Annotated in this window: 11 protein-coding genes and 1 tRNA gene; 2 read left to right on the plus strand and 10 right to left on the minus strand. The window is 56.8% G+C overall.

Translation table 11 applies throughout. The features are described 5' to 3' along the window. Window positions 1-2 precede the first annotated feature (2 nt). The 4 genes from WBK23_RS17415 to WBK23_RS17430 all read right to left on the minus strand — a co-directional run bounded on the left by WBK23_RS17415 (window position 3) and on the right by WBK23_RS17430 (window position 5,843). On the minus strand, window positions 3-1,064 hold the full coding sequence (locus WBK23_RS17415; RefSeq protein ID WP_424485250.1) for an extracellular solute-binding protein: 1,062 nt from the start codon (window positions 1,062-1,064) through the stop codon (window positions 3-5). 451 nt (window positions 1,065-1,515) lie between these two features. Continuing rightward, window positions 1,516-3,225 (minus strand): amidase, encoded by a 1,710-nt coding sequence (locus WBK23_RS17420; protein ID WP_424485191.1) that lies wholly within the window; start codon window positions 3,223-3,225, stop codon window positions 1,516-1,518. A 111-nt stretch (window positions 3,226-3,336) separates the two neighbouring features. Beyond that, a complete protein-coding gene (locus WBK23_RS17425) occupies window positions 3,337-4,407 on the minus strand; it encodes a polyamine ABC transporter substrate-binding protein (RefSeq protein WP_424485192.1) in 1,071 nt (356 codons plus the stop codon). Between the two features lie 233 nt (window positions 4,408-4,640). Further along, window positions 4,641-5,843, minus strand: a complete 1,203-nt coding sequence (locus WBK23_RS17430) for an agmatine deiminase family protein (protein ID WP_424485193.1) — start codon at window positions 5,841-5,843, stop codon at window positions 4,641-4,643. A 132-nt stretch (window positions 5,844-5,975) separates the two neighbouring features. Between WBK23_RS17430 and WBK23_RS17435 the strand changes: the two genes are divergently transcribed. Beyond that, a complete protein-coding gene (locus tag WBK23_RS17435; RefSeq protein ID WP_424485194.1) occupies window positions 5,976-6,878 on the plus strand; it encodes a LysR substrate-binding domain-containing protein in 903 nt (300 codons plus the stop codon). Window positions 6,879-7,073: 195 nt separating this feature from the next. Here WBK23_RS17435 and WBK23_RS17440 read toward each other — a convergent pair whose 3' ends face one another. The 4 genes from WBK23_RS17440 to WBK23_RS17455 all read right to left on the minus strand — a co-directional run bounded on the left by WBK23_RS17440 (window position 7,074) and on the right by WBK23_RS17455 (window position 9,970). After that, window positions 7,074-7,388, minus strand: coding sequence for a hypothetical protein (locus tag WBK23_RS17440; protein WP_424485195.1), 315 nt, complete (start codon window positions 7,386-7,388; stop codon window positions 7,074-7,076). 887 nt (window positions 7,389-8,275) lie between these two features. Further along, window positions 8,276-8,575: a hypothetical protein gene (locus WBK23_RS17445; RefSeq protein WP_424485196.1), complete on the minus strand. Its 300-nt coding sequence runs from the start codon at window positions 8,573-8,575 to the stop codon at window positions 8,276-8,278. Between the two features lie 263 nt (window positions 8,576-8,838). Next, complete coding sequence (gene trfA, locus WBK23_RS17450; protein ID WP_424485197.1) at window positions 8,839-9,747, minus strand: plasmid replication initiator TrfA; 909 nt, start codon at window positions 9,745-9,747, stop codon at window positions 8,839-8,841. Between the two features lie 4 nt (window positions 9,748-9,751). Next, complete coding sequence (locus WBK23_RS17455; RefSeq protein ID WP_424485198.1) at window positions 9,752-9,970, minus strand: DNA-binding protein; 219 nt, start codon at window positions 9,968-9,970, stop codon at window positions 9,752-9,754. Between the two features lie 88 nt (window positions 9,971-10,058). Between WBK23_RS17455 and WBK23_RS17460 the strand changes: the two genes are divergently transcribed. Next, complete coding sequence (locus tag WBK23_RS17460; protein ID WP_424485199.1) at window positions 10,059-11,483, plus strand: MarR family transcriptional regulator; 1,425 nt, start codon at window positions 10,059-10,061, stop codon at window positions 11,481-11,483. A 109-nt stretch (window positions 11,484-11,592) separates the two neighbouring features. On the opposite strand, the gene WBK23_RS17465 is transcribed toward WBK23_RS17460, so the two are convergent. Together WBK23_RS17465 and WBK23_RS17470 are read right to left on the minus strand one after the other, a co-directional pair. After that, window positions 11,593-12,660, minus strand: a complete 1,068-nt coding sequence (locus WBK23_RS17465; protein WP_424485200.1) for a tyrosine-type recombinase/integrase — start codon at window positions 12,658-12,660, stop codon at window positions 11,593-11,595. A gap of 126 nt (window positions 12,661-12,786) precedes the next feature. After that, window positions 12,787-12,863: transfer RNA gene (locus tag WBK23_RS17470), tRNA-Ile, on the minus strand. Window positions 12,864-12,873 lie beyond the last annotated feature (10 nt).

Below are 12,873 nucleotides of genomic sequence, written 5' to 3' on the forward strand. Positions count from 1 at the left end.
TCTCAGTGCTGGTTACGGAAGTTGGCCCAGACGCGCGTACGTTCGCGCAGCGTGCGCAGGGGCAGGGGTTGTTCACCGAACAATCTGGCGCGCACGTTTTCCGGGGGATAAATGGCGGGGTCAGCGGCAATGCTGGCCTCCAGTAGCGGGATGGCGGCCAGGTTGGCGTTGGCAAAGAAATAACTACGGGTAAGTTCGGCCATCGACTCGGGACGGGTGATGAACTCGATAAAGGCTTTGGCTTCCTGCGGATGGGGCGCGTCGGCCGGAATGGCCAGGGTATCGACCCAGGTCAGCGTGCCTTCCTGAGGGACCGAGTAGCCGATGCTGAACGACTTGTTCGCGGCTATGGCCTGACTCTTCGCCAACACCGCATCACCGCTATAGGTCAGCGCAAGGCAGAGGTCGCCATTGGCCAGGTCCGTGCTTTGTGTGCCCGTCGAGATAGAGCGAACCGCCGGGCGCAATTTGGCGAGCAGTTCCTGAATCGCGCGCAGATCGGCGGGGTTCTTGCTGAAGGGCGGCTTGCCCAGGTAATGCAGCGCGATGCTGATCACCTCTTGAGGCGCGTCGATCAGCGAAATACCGCAGTCTTTCAGCTGGCTCGCATATTCCGGCTTGAACAGCAGATCCAGGCTGTTCAGCGGTGGGTTGGCAATACGCTTGTCGACGTCCTGGCGGTTGAACGCCAAGCCCACGGTGCCCCAGGTGTAAGGGACCGCGAAGTAATTGCCTGGATCGACAGCCTTCAACTGTGCAAGCAGCTGCGGGTCCAGGTCATCGACATTGGGCATCTGCTGCAGACCAGTAGGCTGCAATGCCTTGGCCTGAATAAGACGATCGAGCATGGCGATGCTGGGGACGACGACGTCGTAGCCACTGCGTCCGGTCAGCATCTTGGTTTCCAGCACGTCCGCACTGTCGAAGGTGTCGTACTGGACCTTGATGCCCGTTTCGGCCTCGAATTTCTTCAGGGTTTCAGGGCCGATATATTCCGCCCAGGCGTAAACCTGTACCACCCGCTCGGTGGCCAGCGCTGGGCCAGCCAGCAGTGCCAGCACCATCAGCAGCACTGCGCGCAGGCTGCCGACTCCTGCGCGTACGGTGCGCCCAGACACCGAACGCGGCCTGGCATAAGGGCTTTGCCCCGGCTGTTGTCGCTTGTACTTCATGGAATCGCCTTTTGAATTGTTGTCGTTGGCCTCACTCCGATGAATTGTTACGGCTGCTAAATGCACAATCAATCTATATAAACTGATTTAAATTAAGGCATAAAAACTAAACGATAGGGTCGCAGGATCTGCCTCCACGCCATGCCTTTCGCGTAGTTGAATGTGTTGCGGGACGGAGCCTGGCTTGGCACTGCAACGTTCGGTTGTGCGAGGAATCGGTGAAATAACCGAAGGGGGCGCAGATTTACGGGGTGTGTTTCGAATGCGACCTGTTGCTCAGGTTTGTCGTGACTGGGCGGGATTGGGGCGTGTGCCGCCCAATCCCGTCGCCTTGAACAGGTTCTTAGCCGCGTTGCAGTGCTGGGGTACGCGGAGGGATCAAGCGCTTCGATCCGGTCGACTCGAACGCCGCCGCCAGGCGCAGCAGCGCCGAATCATCGTAGGCGCGGCCGGCGAAGGTCAGCCCGACTGGCATGCCGATATCCGCCATCACGCCCATCGGCACGGTGACCGTGGGCACACCCAGGTGGCGGATGGCGAGGTTGCCGTTGGCGACCCAGATACCGTTGCTCCAGGCGATATCGGCGGACTGCGGACTCACATCGGCATCTTCGGAGCCCACGTCGGCCACGGTGGGGAACAGCACGGCGTCGAGGCTGAGGCCGTCCATCCAGTCTTCCAGGTCGAGCTTGCGGGTCTTTTCCAGGCCGCGCAGGCCGTCAGGCAGCGTAGGAATCTGATCCCAGGGCGTAATGCCGCGTTCGGCCATGCGCACGTATTCGTCCATGCCGGCAGTCAGGTCTCCTTCGCGATTCGGCAGAGTCCCCGGCTCGTGCGGGAAGATCTGCGGGCCGTCGACGTCGACCAGACGGTTCAACTTGGGGTCGCCGTTGGCCTGGAGGAAATCGTCGAACGCCCAGGCCGAGAGAACCTCCGACTCATGCTGGAGGAACTCTGGCGAGACGATGCCGCGGTTGAACACGGTCGGCGCGCCGGGGCGGTCGCCCTCGCAGTTGGAGACCAAGGGGAAATCCACCTCAATGACCTCGGCACCGGCTGTTTCCAGGGCCTGGCGCGCCTGTTCCCAGAGGTCGATCACCGTCGGGCGGGTATGGATACGTTGTCCGGTTGGGCCGCCGATGCCCGGTTTTTCGCTGGTGCCCGCGGCTTCGTCCTTGTTGATAAACATGCGCGGCACGCCGAAGCGCTTGCCGGCCAGGGCGGCAGCATCGGCGGCCAGCTCCTGGTAGGAGGCGGGGCGCACGGAGGCGACGCTGGGAATCGGCACCCAGGGCTGCAGTCGCCACAGATCGCCGCGTTTGTCGGGGTCTTCCGCCACCACCACGTCCAGTACCTCGAACAGGTCCGCCATGGTTCGGGCAAAGGGCACGACCACGTCCATGGTCGGTATCAGCGGCCAGTTGCCGCGCACCGAGATCACCCCGCGCGACGGCGTATAGGCGCACAGGCCATTGTTCGAGGCCGGGCCACGGCCGCTCGACCAGGTTTCCTCGGCCAGGCCGAAGGCGGCGAAGCTGGCGGCGGTGGCCGTACCGGCACCGTTGGACGAGCCAGAGGCAAAGGGCGCGGTGAGGTAGGCGGCGTTGTAGGGACTTTCGGCGCGGCCATAGACGCCACGCTGCATGCCGCCGTTGGCCATGGGCGGCATATTGGTCTTGCCCAGGCAGATCGCCCCTGCGGCGCGCAGGCGTTCGATTGTGAAGGCATCGCGATAGGCGATCAGGTCCTTGAAGGCCGGGCTGCCGGAAGCCGCAGTGAGGCCTTTGACCAGGTAGCTGTCCTTGGCCGTATAGGGGATGCCATCCAGCGGGCCGAGCGTTTCGCCCTTGGCGCGCCGGGCATCGGAGACCTGCGCTTCGTGCAGCGCCTCGGGGTTGCGCACCACCATCGCGTTGAGGGCGGTGGCCGTGTCGGGGCCGTCGTAGGCCTCGACCCTGGCCAGATAGGCCAGGACCAGCTCGACCGTCGTGGTGCGGCCGGACTCGAGCGCGGCGCGCAGTTCGGCAATGGAAACCTCGGTTACCTCAATCATGTTGTCACCGTTGACAGGACTCGCTTGGATGCAGCACTTGGCTGCTTTCACTTTGTTTGGTCGCCCCCTTGGCCTGTAAGGGGGCTTGCTTGACGCCGCGCCAATCTGTTTTCAGGTGCCCGATTTGAGCTTGGTCCATGCGCGGGTGCGGGCGCGCTCAGCAGTCGGCGGCAGAGGCACCAGCGAGAAGAGCGAGGCCTGGATGTCGGCGCTTGGGTAGAGATTGGAGTTGTTGCGGATTTCCGGGCTGACCAAGGCGGTAGCGTCCTTGTTCGGGTTGGGATAGCCGACGAAGTCGCTGATCGGTGCAATCACCTGCGGCTGTAGCAGGTAGTTGATAAAGGCGTGGGCGTCCTCGGGGTTCTTCGCATCCTTGGGGATGGCCAGCACGTCGAACCAGACCGGCGCGCCTTCCTTGGGCAGGCGCATATCCACCACCACGCCGTTGCCGGCCTCCTTGGCGCGGTTGGCGGCTTGGGAGAAGCTGCCGGAATAACCCACTGCCACGCAGATGTCGCCATTGGCGATATCGGTCATGTATTTGGAAGAGTGGAAGTAGGCGACGTTGGGGCGGATCTTCTGCAGCAGTTCCCCAGCCTTTTCGTAGTCCTTGATCTGGGTGCTGTTGGGCGGCAGGCCCAGGTAGTGGAGAGCGATGGGGATCATATCGGTCGGCGAGTCGAGAAGGGCCACGCCGCAGTCCTTCAGCTTGGCGATGTTCTCTTCCTTGAAGATCAGGTCCCAGCTGTCCACCGGCGCGCTCTCACCGAGCGCAGCCTTGACCTTCTCCGGGTTGAAACCGATCAGCACAGTGCCGTACATGTAAGGCACGGCGAAGCGGTTACCCGGGTCGTTGGCCTCGATCAGCTTCATCAGCTGCGGGTCCAGATGCTTCCAGTTGGGCAGCTTGTTGCGGTCGAGTGGCTCGAACGCATCGGCCTGAATCTGCTTGGCGAGGAAACTATCGGACGGTACCACCACGTCATAGCCGGAGTTGCCGGTAAGCAGTTTGGCCTCCAGAGTTTCGTTGCTGTCGAAGATGTCGTAGACCAGCTTCGCGCCATTCTCCTTCTTGAAGTTGTCCAGGGTCTGCGGGGCGACGTAGTCGAACCAGTTGTAGACCCGCAGGGTGCGCTCTTGCGCATGAGCGTTAGCGCTCAGCAGGCCGAGGCTGCAGAGCATCGCGAGGAGCGAACGGGGGAGTGTGTGCTTGATCAATTTTGGCCAACCTTGGCTGATGGTTACCGTTCCCGTATCGGTTTTTTGCCACGGCTGTAGTTGCTTGTGCTGCATAGGACCACCTTTTGAATTGTTGTATTTGGCCTAGCTCCGATGGGCCAGTTGAGCTGGCCCATCGGCTGTGGGGAAACACCTTGCTAGTGCTGGTGCCTTATCGAAGGCATTGCTTATCGGCGTTACCAGACAAGGGGGATGTGCTGGGTGATGCAATGCACGCCGCCGCCGTTGTTGGCGAGAATGGTGCCGTCGACGCCCACCACCGGCCGGCCCGGATAAATCTCACGGAAGAGAGCCAGGGCAATCTCATCTGTAGGCGTGCCTGACGTGGGGACCACGATGCCGACGTTGGAGCTGTAGAAATTGATGTAGCTGAAGTTCTCCACCGTCAGGCCGGATACCTTGAAGGTGGGCTGCACGGGCATCTTGGTAATCTTGAAGGGGCGGCCCCAGGCATCGGTGCTCTGTTGCAGCACGGCCAGGTTCGCCGCCATCCTGGGCACGTTGGGGTTGCTGGGGTCCGCGGGATAGTTCAACAGCAGGTGCGCCGGCTCGATGTAAGCAGCAACCAGATCGACATGCCCATCGGTGGCGGCAACGCCATCGTCGCCGTGCACACCGTACGGCAGCCAGATCATCTTGGTCGCGCCATAGGCGGCGAGCAGCGCGGTCTCGATCTGCGCCTTGGTCATGCTCGAATTGCGATTGGGATGCAGCAGGCACTGCTCGGTGGTGATCAGCGTGCCCTGTCCGTCGGTGATTACGGCGCCCCCTTCAAAGACCATATTGACTGGCGATCTAGGCACGTTCAGGGCGGCGCACACACCGGTGGGCAATTGATCATCCAGGGCGGCCGGCCACCTGTTGCCCCAGCCGTTGAAAATGAAATCCCGTCCCAGCATGTCGCGGCCTGAGGAGCTCAGCGCGAAAACTGGAGCGGTGTCACGGGTCCAGCAATCGTTGTAGGGATACTCAATGACGGTGACGTTGGGACTGCAGCGGCTGCGTACGACCTCGGCATAGCCGGTCATCGCCATCATCAGCACGGGCTCGAACTGCGCAATGGCGTTCGCTACGTTGACGACAGAATCCTGCATGGGCTTCAGCTGGTTCTTGTAGCTCCTGTCATAGGGGTACGCCATCAACACGCTCTGGTGGGGTTCCCACTCTGCGGGTACCCGGTAGCCAGCGGAACCAGGGTTGGGCGCAGCCATGGCCTTGGCCAGGCGACCGCCGCCCAGCGTACCGATGGCCGTCACCGCAACAGCCGCCAAAGCGCCCATATTGAACCGCCGTCTGCCCGGATTAGACGGCCCCTCCAGTGCAGCTTGATCCACTATCAACTGCTCTGTTGCCAACGGATTATCTTGTTCTTTATCCATGTCACGAGTCCTCGGATTATTCGAATTGTTGTCTTTGGCCTCACTCCGGTGAATATTTGCGGTTGCTCGAAATACAATCAATCTATATAAATTGCCAAAAATATAGGCAGTAAAACTAAATGGTAGAACCCCATGGCCTTGCCTCCGCTGCATGCGTTTCGCGTATTTGAATGTGTTGCGAGGCTGGGCCATGTCGGCGCTGCCGCCGCTGAGCTGCATGTCACTGCGGGGGCCGTCAGCCAGCAGATAAGGGCCTTGCAAGGCTCACTCGGCATCGATCTGTTCTACAAGCAGGGCCGCCACCTGGTGTTGACAGAGCGTGGTTTGGCGCTACAGCGCTCGGTAGCCCGGGGTATCGGTGAGATCACTGAAGGGGTGCGACAGATCTCCGAGGAGCACTTCCAGGAACCGGCGGCGAAAGTCCTGACTATCTCCACGGAGCCGATTTTTGGTGCGTCATGGCTGATGCCGAAACTGTTCGCCTTTCGCGCCGAACACCCGCACATTCACCTGCGGGTAATCACCGCGGATGACATCTCGGAAGTGGACTGGCGCAGGGCCGACATTGCCGTGCTCTATGACGCCCCGAACTGGGAAGGTTTCTGGTGGCGACCCTTGCAGAACCTGCATATGTTTCCGGTCTGCTGCCCGCAATTGCTGCGCGGCCCCCACGCCCTCAAGCAACCGTCCGACCTTATCCACCATCGTCTTTTGCATGAGGATGACGGCACACAATGGCGGCGCTGGTTGCTCGAGGCGCGTCTGCCCTATCCGGGCGATGCCGATCTCCATCTGGAAGACCTCGGCATCGCCCTGCAGGCTGCTCGAGATGGCTATGGGGTCGCGCTCAGCGACGAGATTAACTCGTCACGCGACCTGGATGAGGGACGCCTGGTGCAGCCCTTTGCCCTGAAGGTGCCGACGGGGATGGACTACTTCTGCATCTGCAACGAAGAGAGTCGTGACATCCCTGAAATAGCCTTGCTTATCGATTGGCTTATCGAGCAGGCAAAGATCGTCCCGGTCTACCCGTAAACGCTGTTGGGGCGGCTATTGCACATTGATGACCTCAGGCTTTTATTGTCTGAACGGCTGCTTATGGCCGATTGCTGCCAGTTGCAATCGGCTGAAATCGACCAAAATCAGCCACTGGTGACGTGACAGAGTGAAATCAACCCCAGACGTGTCTACGTAACAGGGGTGATTCATGATGCCGCCCCAGCCAGGAAATCAGGTGGCCGAACTGCCGCCGTCATTGAAAAAATCATCGCGAGCAACGCGCCCAAAATCGTTGAGGTCTTGGTCCTCATCACTGAGCATGAAGTTCACCATTCGCTCACGTCTGAGGCCTAAAAGCGTTCTGAAAAAACAGGGCTCGCAAAGATGTACCTCATAGCGCTCGCCATCATGAACCGAGCCATAGCCCCAACTGGCGCGAAGAGTGCCAAATTGCAATCCATATCCTTCTACACGCGTGCTATAGCCGCAAGCGTCGCATAGGACATCACTGACCGATTCGGTCTGTTCCGTCGCGGTGATCTTCATCGAGATGAGTCGCTCCTAATTTTGTAGACACATCAGAGCGGTTTCTCCTATCGGTTCCCACTGGCCGCTTTGGGTCGTTCTCTGTTGGTCAGGGCCACGAAGCATGCCGGTCAAATCCGATGCAAATGGGTGGGCAAGTCTGTGCAATTACCCACTAATCAAGTGCAGGGTTCAGCCAGCTTGATATGGCGTGCTGGCTTGAGTTGATAACATTCTTGTCCCTAACCTGTCCTATCAGCGCGATTTTTCCCGGCGTTTGTCTCATGCCTGTCCTACATCTGTCCTACATCTGTCCTATATCAGTATCAACCCTGTCCTATCCCCAGCGGGCAAACCGTGAATGGGTTACGAGCAATTTGCTGTCTGTAATCTGTCTGCAGTCCGTATTCAGCTTGTCTGCACCTTGTACCTAGCTAGTGACCGCTGCACCCAATCAGGCAAGCCGATTGCTGAAAAGAGACCCTCTGATGGTTTTCCCCTTTAAATTCGCGGTGTTTTGGCGTTGTTTTGCTGCCCTTAAAGCCCTGCGTTCGGGCTATACACCATACGCACCTATCAGGTGCTGCTAAGCCATTGATTAAATTGATATTTAGCCTTTTAGTGAAAAGTCGACTGTAGCCTCATGCGGCTACAACATGCTCTGGAGGCCCCGTAAATGCTGGGGCGATCGTAGTCTCATGAGGCTACAGCTCACTTTTTAACCATGCAGCTTCGATTGACGCTAACGCGCTCTGCTTGTTGGCCTGTTCCTCGTCTCGCGGATTCGCCCCCGGGCGATGAAGAGGACTGCGTTTAACTGTGCAGGCCTTCCGAAAGGTGTGACCTCTTGGGGTGGGCCTACAAGCAGCGGTGAGTTCTCAAGGATATCTGTAGAGCTTTGCTGCTCGCTAAGTCGGAAAGATACCCCTCTCAGCCAGGAGCTTGTTGTAGGCGTCGACAACGGCCTGCTTAGCGTTGTCGAAGCGGTAGATATCTTGGTCGAAGATAAAAGCCAACTCGCCCCAGAAGTGATTAACTGTAGCCAGAGCTACTATTTCTTTGTGACCACGGCGTTCCGCCAAATCCTGCACTTCCGCCAGCCTGATGCGAGTTTCCAAGCGACCGCCTGAGATACCTGCAATGCCTTGCTCAAGGACATGCTCTAGCATTTCCAGTGTGGACTCGTCGTCCTCAAATATCTTGATCATGTAGCTTCCTTTCAGTCGGGGCACCTTGCCTGGCGATTATCTTTCCATTTCAGATGGCTGCAATCACAAGCCGTGTGCAGCCGGCTATTCGGAGGCGCTAGATTAGATAGGATTAAAATAGATTAGAACTACAGGGGGTTTCTATCGGGACCTAGTGCAGCGGGGCTTTCAAACGTTTTCTCTTGTGGGTAACTTAGTCAATGCAACGGTATTTTTGAGTCAATGCAACGGTATTTACAAGCCAACGCAACGGTATGCTCAAGTCAATGCAACGGTACCGCTCGTGTTGATCGCGCTTTGGATTTCTTTCTCAAATGTCTCCGCTGGCTTTCAGTCGGAGTTTTTTGAACATGTACGACCCCGCAGAGGATCTGGAAGCTGAATGGCTGTGAGTTTTCATCCAGTACAAGCTTCAAAGAGTTCAGGGCTCGGCGTAGGTTGTTTTCTGCACTTGAGTCAGAGGAGTCCTCGCTGCCCGCCATTTTCAGCAGTATTTCGACAGATACAGGAATTGGTTCTGCATGGCTGCTGTAGTAACCATAAAGCCATTGAGCAAGAGGTTTATTGGTAAGGCTTCGTCGGATACTCCAGTCTACTTGTGTGTATTTCCCCGACCCAAATAAACGTATTAAATTTGAGTTGAGAGAAACTACTATTTCGCGGCTCGATTTATCTTTGTAAATCGAGTCGATTAAGCTACCCGTGTATGAGTATCTCGAATCAGTGATTTCTACTGCTGATGCTTTTAGTCTGTCTAGGCTCTTATATAAAGTGGCCCTGTTCGCTCCAGTGTCCGTTTTGTTCTGTTGCTTTAGTAGAGCGTAAGCGCTAGCCCTCAAAGGCTGATCAATATTATCGTTTCGGGAAAGATGTAATAGGGTAATCCAGACATCATGGTCTGTCTGGCTGAGCCGCTTCCCTGTGTAACGTACGCTTGTTGGATTTTGCGCGAAAATTTCTGCTCGCTCTAGGTATTTACCCGAGCGACTTGAACTGAAAAGTGCAGAGCGAAGTGCGACATTAGGTACGCCGCGAACATCAACTGCCCAATCGGGCATTTGAGTGCTTGAAGAATGTGCCGGTAAACAAATTTGGCTGCGTTCGGTCTGCTTTAAGGCTGACTGAAGCTCCGCCTTTTCGATTAGGCGTGCCAATTTTGCGACGGCATGCAAAAGCTTAAGCCTCGTCGATAAAGCGAGCGATACCTGCGACGCGAAAGTAAACGCGTCGTCCTATTTTGATCCTGCATGGGCGTAGGCTTTGGGCCAGCTCGGTATTCCCAGACAGTGTGATTCGCAATCCTTCTGGGCTGCGATGAAGGATCTCGGCAACTTGCGAAAGAGATAATAGGGGGGAGCCGCCGTTGTGGGTCAGGATTAGCTCTTCAGTTGTCATGTTCTTGCGCCTACTTGAGTAATGTAGGTGGAACACTACGAATAATTACGCCTAAGATAGAAAGAGTGTTTTTAACTTTTGGGTTGACATGCTGAGTGAAGATTTTTTTGGCGAGCTGATTGCTATGTTTGGTAGTGCCCATGTCCATTACCCAGGCTGCTCGCCTGCGTTTGAGTCGGGCTACAAGGCAGTGCTTTCAGGGCTTTCAGTATCCTCAAGCCTGACTTCCAAGCGCTATCCAATATGGCCTCTAGTTCGGAAGCACCTTGATGGAGCTTTTGACGACTGCGTGGCGAGTTACAGCGGCGTGTGGTCGAGGGAGTTGTTGGCGGGGGTGAAATTGTCGGAGATGGCAAAGCATCCACCGCCTATTCGTGCTGTTCCTGTAGCGGTGCAGGACGCGGGGAGCGGGGCCATCGTGACCGAGGCTGTTGACGGCGATCGTTTTACCAACAAGCCAGGCAACATGCCCGAAGCGGACTGGCAGCTGAGCAATCTGGAGTTGTGGGATTTTAATCTGAGATTTGCCATACGCAGTTTGCTTAGCCGGTCAGGTGGAGCACCTCCTGGCGGGGAGGCGTTATATGCTGCTCTGGAGTTGGCTCGTGAGTTATTTCGTTTATTTAGGCACTTCAGACCCAAGCTCACCAAAGCGTTGAAGGATTTCGATCTTCTGGTGGACAGTCGTAGCCGTCCGCATGATGAGGCCTATTGCGAGCTTTGCTGGAGAGAAAGCGTCAGATCGATAAGGCTGAAGAGCATTGATGTGGATGAGCGTAGAGCGGTAGAGGCTGTTTTAGCGTCTGGTAGTGCCAGTGAGGGCGAATTGGAAATTAGGGTATCAGGGGCTCTGGGGCTGAAAGCAGGTATTAAGCTATCGCAATCAGGCGCTCCAATCTCGAAAGCCGAAGCGTCTGAGTTAGGCCGCCTCTTTGAGGTTTTTCGAGCTGCTCGAATTGCCGCTGGAAATTTAACTAGACGGTATTGCCTGATCCATAAGCCGGGCTCTCCTAAGTATCATGCAGATCTTCGCTACAAGTTGGCCTTTCACCACCATCTTTCCGTGTTGAAAGGCCTTGCCAAGTCAGACTATGCGGTTAATTTTTCGTTGCCGTACTCTGCTGATACGCAGGAGTTTCGGAAAACAGCATATGACCAAGTGCATTCGCGTCTGCACCCAATAGCGCTAACTGGTCGGTCATCGACAGGGCTACGCGAAAAAGTATGGCTTATGTTTTTAGAAGGGCTCAGCCAGTCTGAAATGGCCAGACGCTTGGGTGTTTCTCGACAAGCCATATCTAAAGCTAAGAAAAGCTTGGAGGCGCTGGCTAATGCACGAAATGCAGGTAGTTTTCTTAATCCGTTAACAGGTGAGGCGCAAGTGTCTGAGCACATTCAGGCCGGTATCCAAGATGCGCTAAGGCGGGGGTTGTCAGTCGCAGCTATAGCCAACGAGGTGGGTCTCGGTAAAGGCACTGTAGATGGGCTGATTCGTCTGATAGACACGCGTTAGCCCAAAGTAACTTTCAGTGTGAGCTGCTATATCGAGGCGGATTTTTAGCCTGAGTAATGCATTTGGTGTTTCGAGGTTGATGCTGAAAAACCTTATGCCTCCTCTCGACTCAGGAGCGCCTAGTGTCCAATTTATCCAATTTGCTTACTAGGTCTTCGGCCCGCAGGTGCGTGTAGCGTTTCAGCATCTGCATCGACTTGTGCCCGCTGATGGCGGAGACCTCCTGGTCGGATAGGCCGCCCTCGACCAATCGGCTCACTGCCTCATGTCGTAGATCGTGGAAGCGCAGATCAGGCATGCCGAGCTTGGTCTTCAGCAAACCCCAGGTCTTGGTGAAAGCGTAGGCGCTACGCTTGCCGTTTTTACCCGGTTCGCCAAAGAACACCAGGTCGCAGTCAATTGGGCGTATCGGGTTGTTCAGCGCTGCCTGGAAGGTCTCCGTGGCCCACTTGCTGAGTGGGACAGTGCGTGCGCTGTCGTTCTTGGTGTCTGAGAGGCGCACCACGCGCTTTTTCATATCGACCTGATGCCTGCGCAGGGATGTGATCTCGGATGAGCGCATGCCGGTTTCCAGGGCGATGCGGACGATCCAGCCAAGCATTGGGTTGCTGTGATTGTTTACGGCGGCCAGAAGGCGGCGTTCTTCTTCTGCAGACAAGCGCCGGTCACGGCCTTGGCCTGCGCTGGGTTTGCGGATGTTCAGAACCGGATTGAAGCTCAGGCCCAGGCCCCACTCCTGGATAGCTACGGTGAACAGGTGGCTGAGCAGTGCCAGTTCTAGGCGCACAGTGTTGTTGCTGGTGCGGTTGCCGCGATTGGTTATCGAGGCGAGGCGGGTATCACGGTATCCGGCGATGATCTCGGCAGAGAGGGCTGCCATGGAGTATTTGCCCAAGTGACTGATCAGCTGTTGGGCTTTGGTGGCTTCGGCGCGCTGGGTGGTTGGTTTCTTGGTGGGGCTGATTTCGCTGAGATAGCGCTTCAGCGCCATTTCAAGGGTCATGCGCTCAGCCCCGCTGCGTTGTATGTACACGCCCCTGACCATTTCGTCTTCTGTACGACGGGCCCAGTCGATTGCGTCGCGCTGCAGGCGGAAGGTCTTAGATACGCTTGGCCATCCTGTTTTGCGTATTAATACCTTCCAGGTTTGGGCATCTGTCTTAACAATACGGGCCATCGGACTCAGCTCCAAAGTAATGCCGTGGTGCGGCACTGTACTAATTTTGTACCTTTGGACTATAGGATTGGTAAAGCTGTTTTTCTAGCAGGCATGAAAAAGCCGCGCAGTGCGCGGCTTTCAAGTTGGTGGGCCCACACGGACTCGAACCGTGGACCAAAGGATTATGAGTCCTCTGCTCTAACCAACTGAGCTATGGGCCCTCAGAGGCGG

This window comes from Pseudomonas sp., from assembly GCF_049653025.1.
In the GTDB taxonomy this organism is placed as follows: Bacteria; Pseudomonadota; Gammaproteobacteria; order Pseudomonadales; family Pseudomonadaceae; genus Aquipseudomonas.

Coding starts and splice junctions, on each gene's coding strand:
- WBK23_RS17440 (WP_424485195.1), bottom strand. CDS start 7,388: ATGAAGATCACCGCGACGGAACAGACCGAATCGGTCAGTGATGTCCTA.
- WBK23_RS17460 (WP_424485199.1), top strand. CDS start 10,059: ATGCTGAGTGAAGATTTTTTTGGCGAGCTGATTGCTATGTTTGGTAGT.
- WBK23_RS17465 (WP_424485200.1), bottom strand. CDS start 12,660: ATGGCCCGTATTGTTAAGACAGATGCCCAAACCTGGAAGGTATTAATA.
- WBK23_RS17430 (WP_424485193.1), bottom strand. CDS start 5,843: ATGGATAAAGAACAAGATAATCCGTTGGCAACAGAGCAGTTGATAGTG.
- WBK23_RS17445 (WP_424485196.1), bottom strand. CDS start 8,575: ATGATCAAGATATTTGAGGACGACGAGTCCACACTGGAAATGCTAGAG.
- WBK23_RS17425 (WP_424485192.1), bottom strand. CDS start 4,407: ATGCTCTGCAGCCTCGGCCTGCTGAGCGCTAACGCTCATGCGCAAGAG.
- WBK23_RS17455 (WP_424485198.1), bottom strand. CDS start 9,970: ATGACAACTGAAGAGCTAATCCTGACCCACAACGGCGGCTCCCCCCTA.
- WBK23_RS17435 (WP_424485194.1), top strand. CDS start 5,976: ATGGCCTTGCCTCCGCTGCATGCGTTTCGCGTATTTGAATGTGTTGCG.
- WBK23_RS17415 (WP_424485250.1), bottom strand. CDS start 1,064: ATGGTGCTGGCACTGCTGGCTGGCCCAGCGCTGGCCACCGAGCGGGTG.
- WBK23_RS17420 (WP_424485191.1), bottom strand. CDS start 3,225: ATGATTGAGGTAACCGAGGTTTCCATTGCCGAACTGCGCGCCGCGCTC.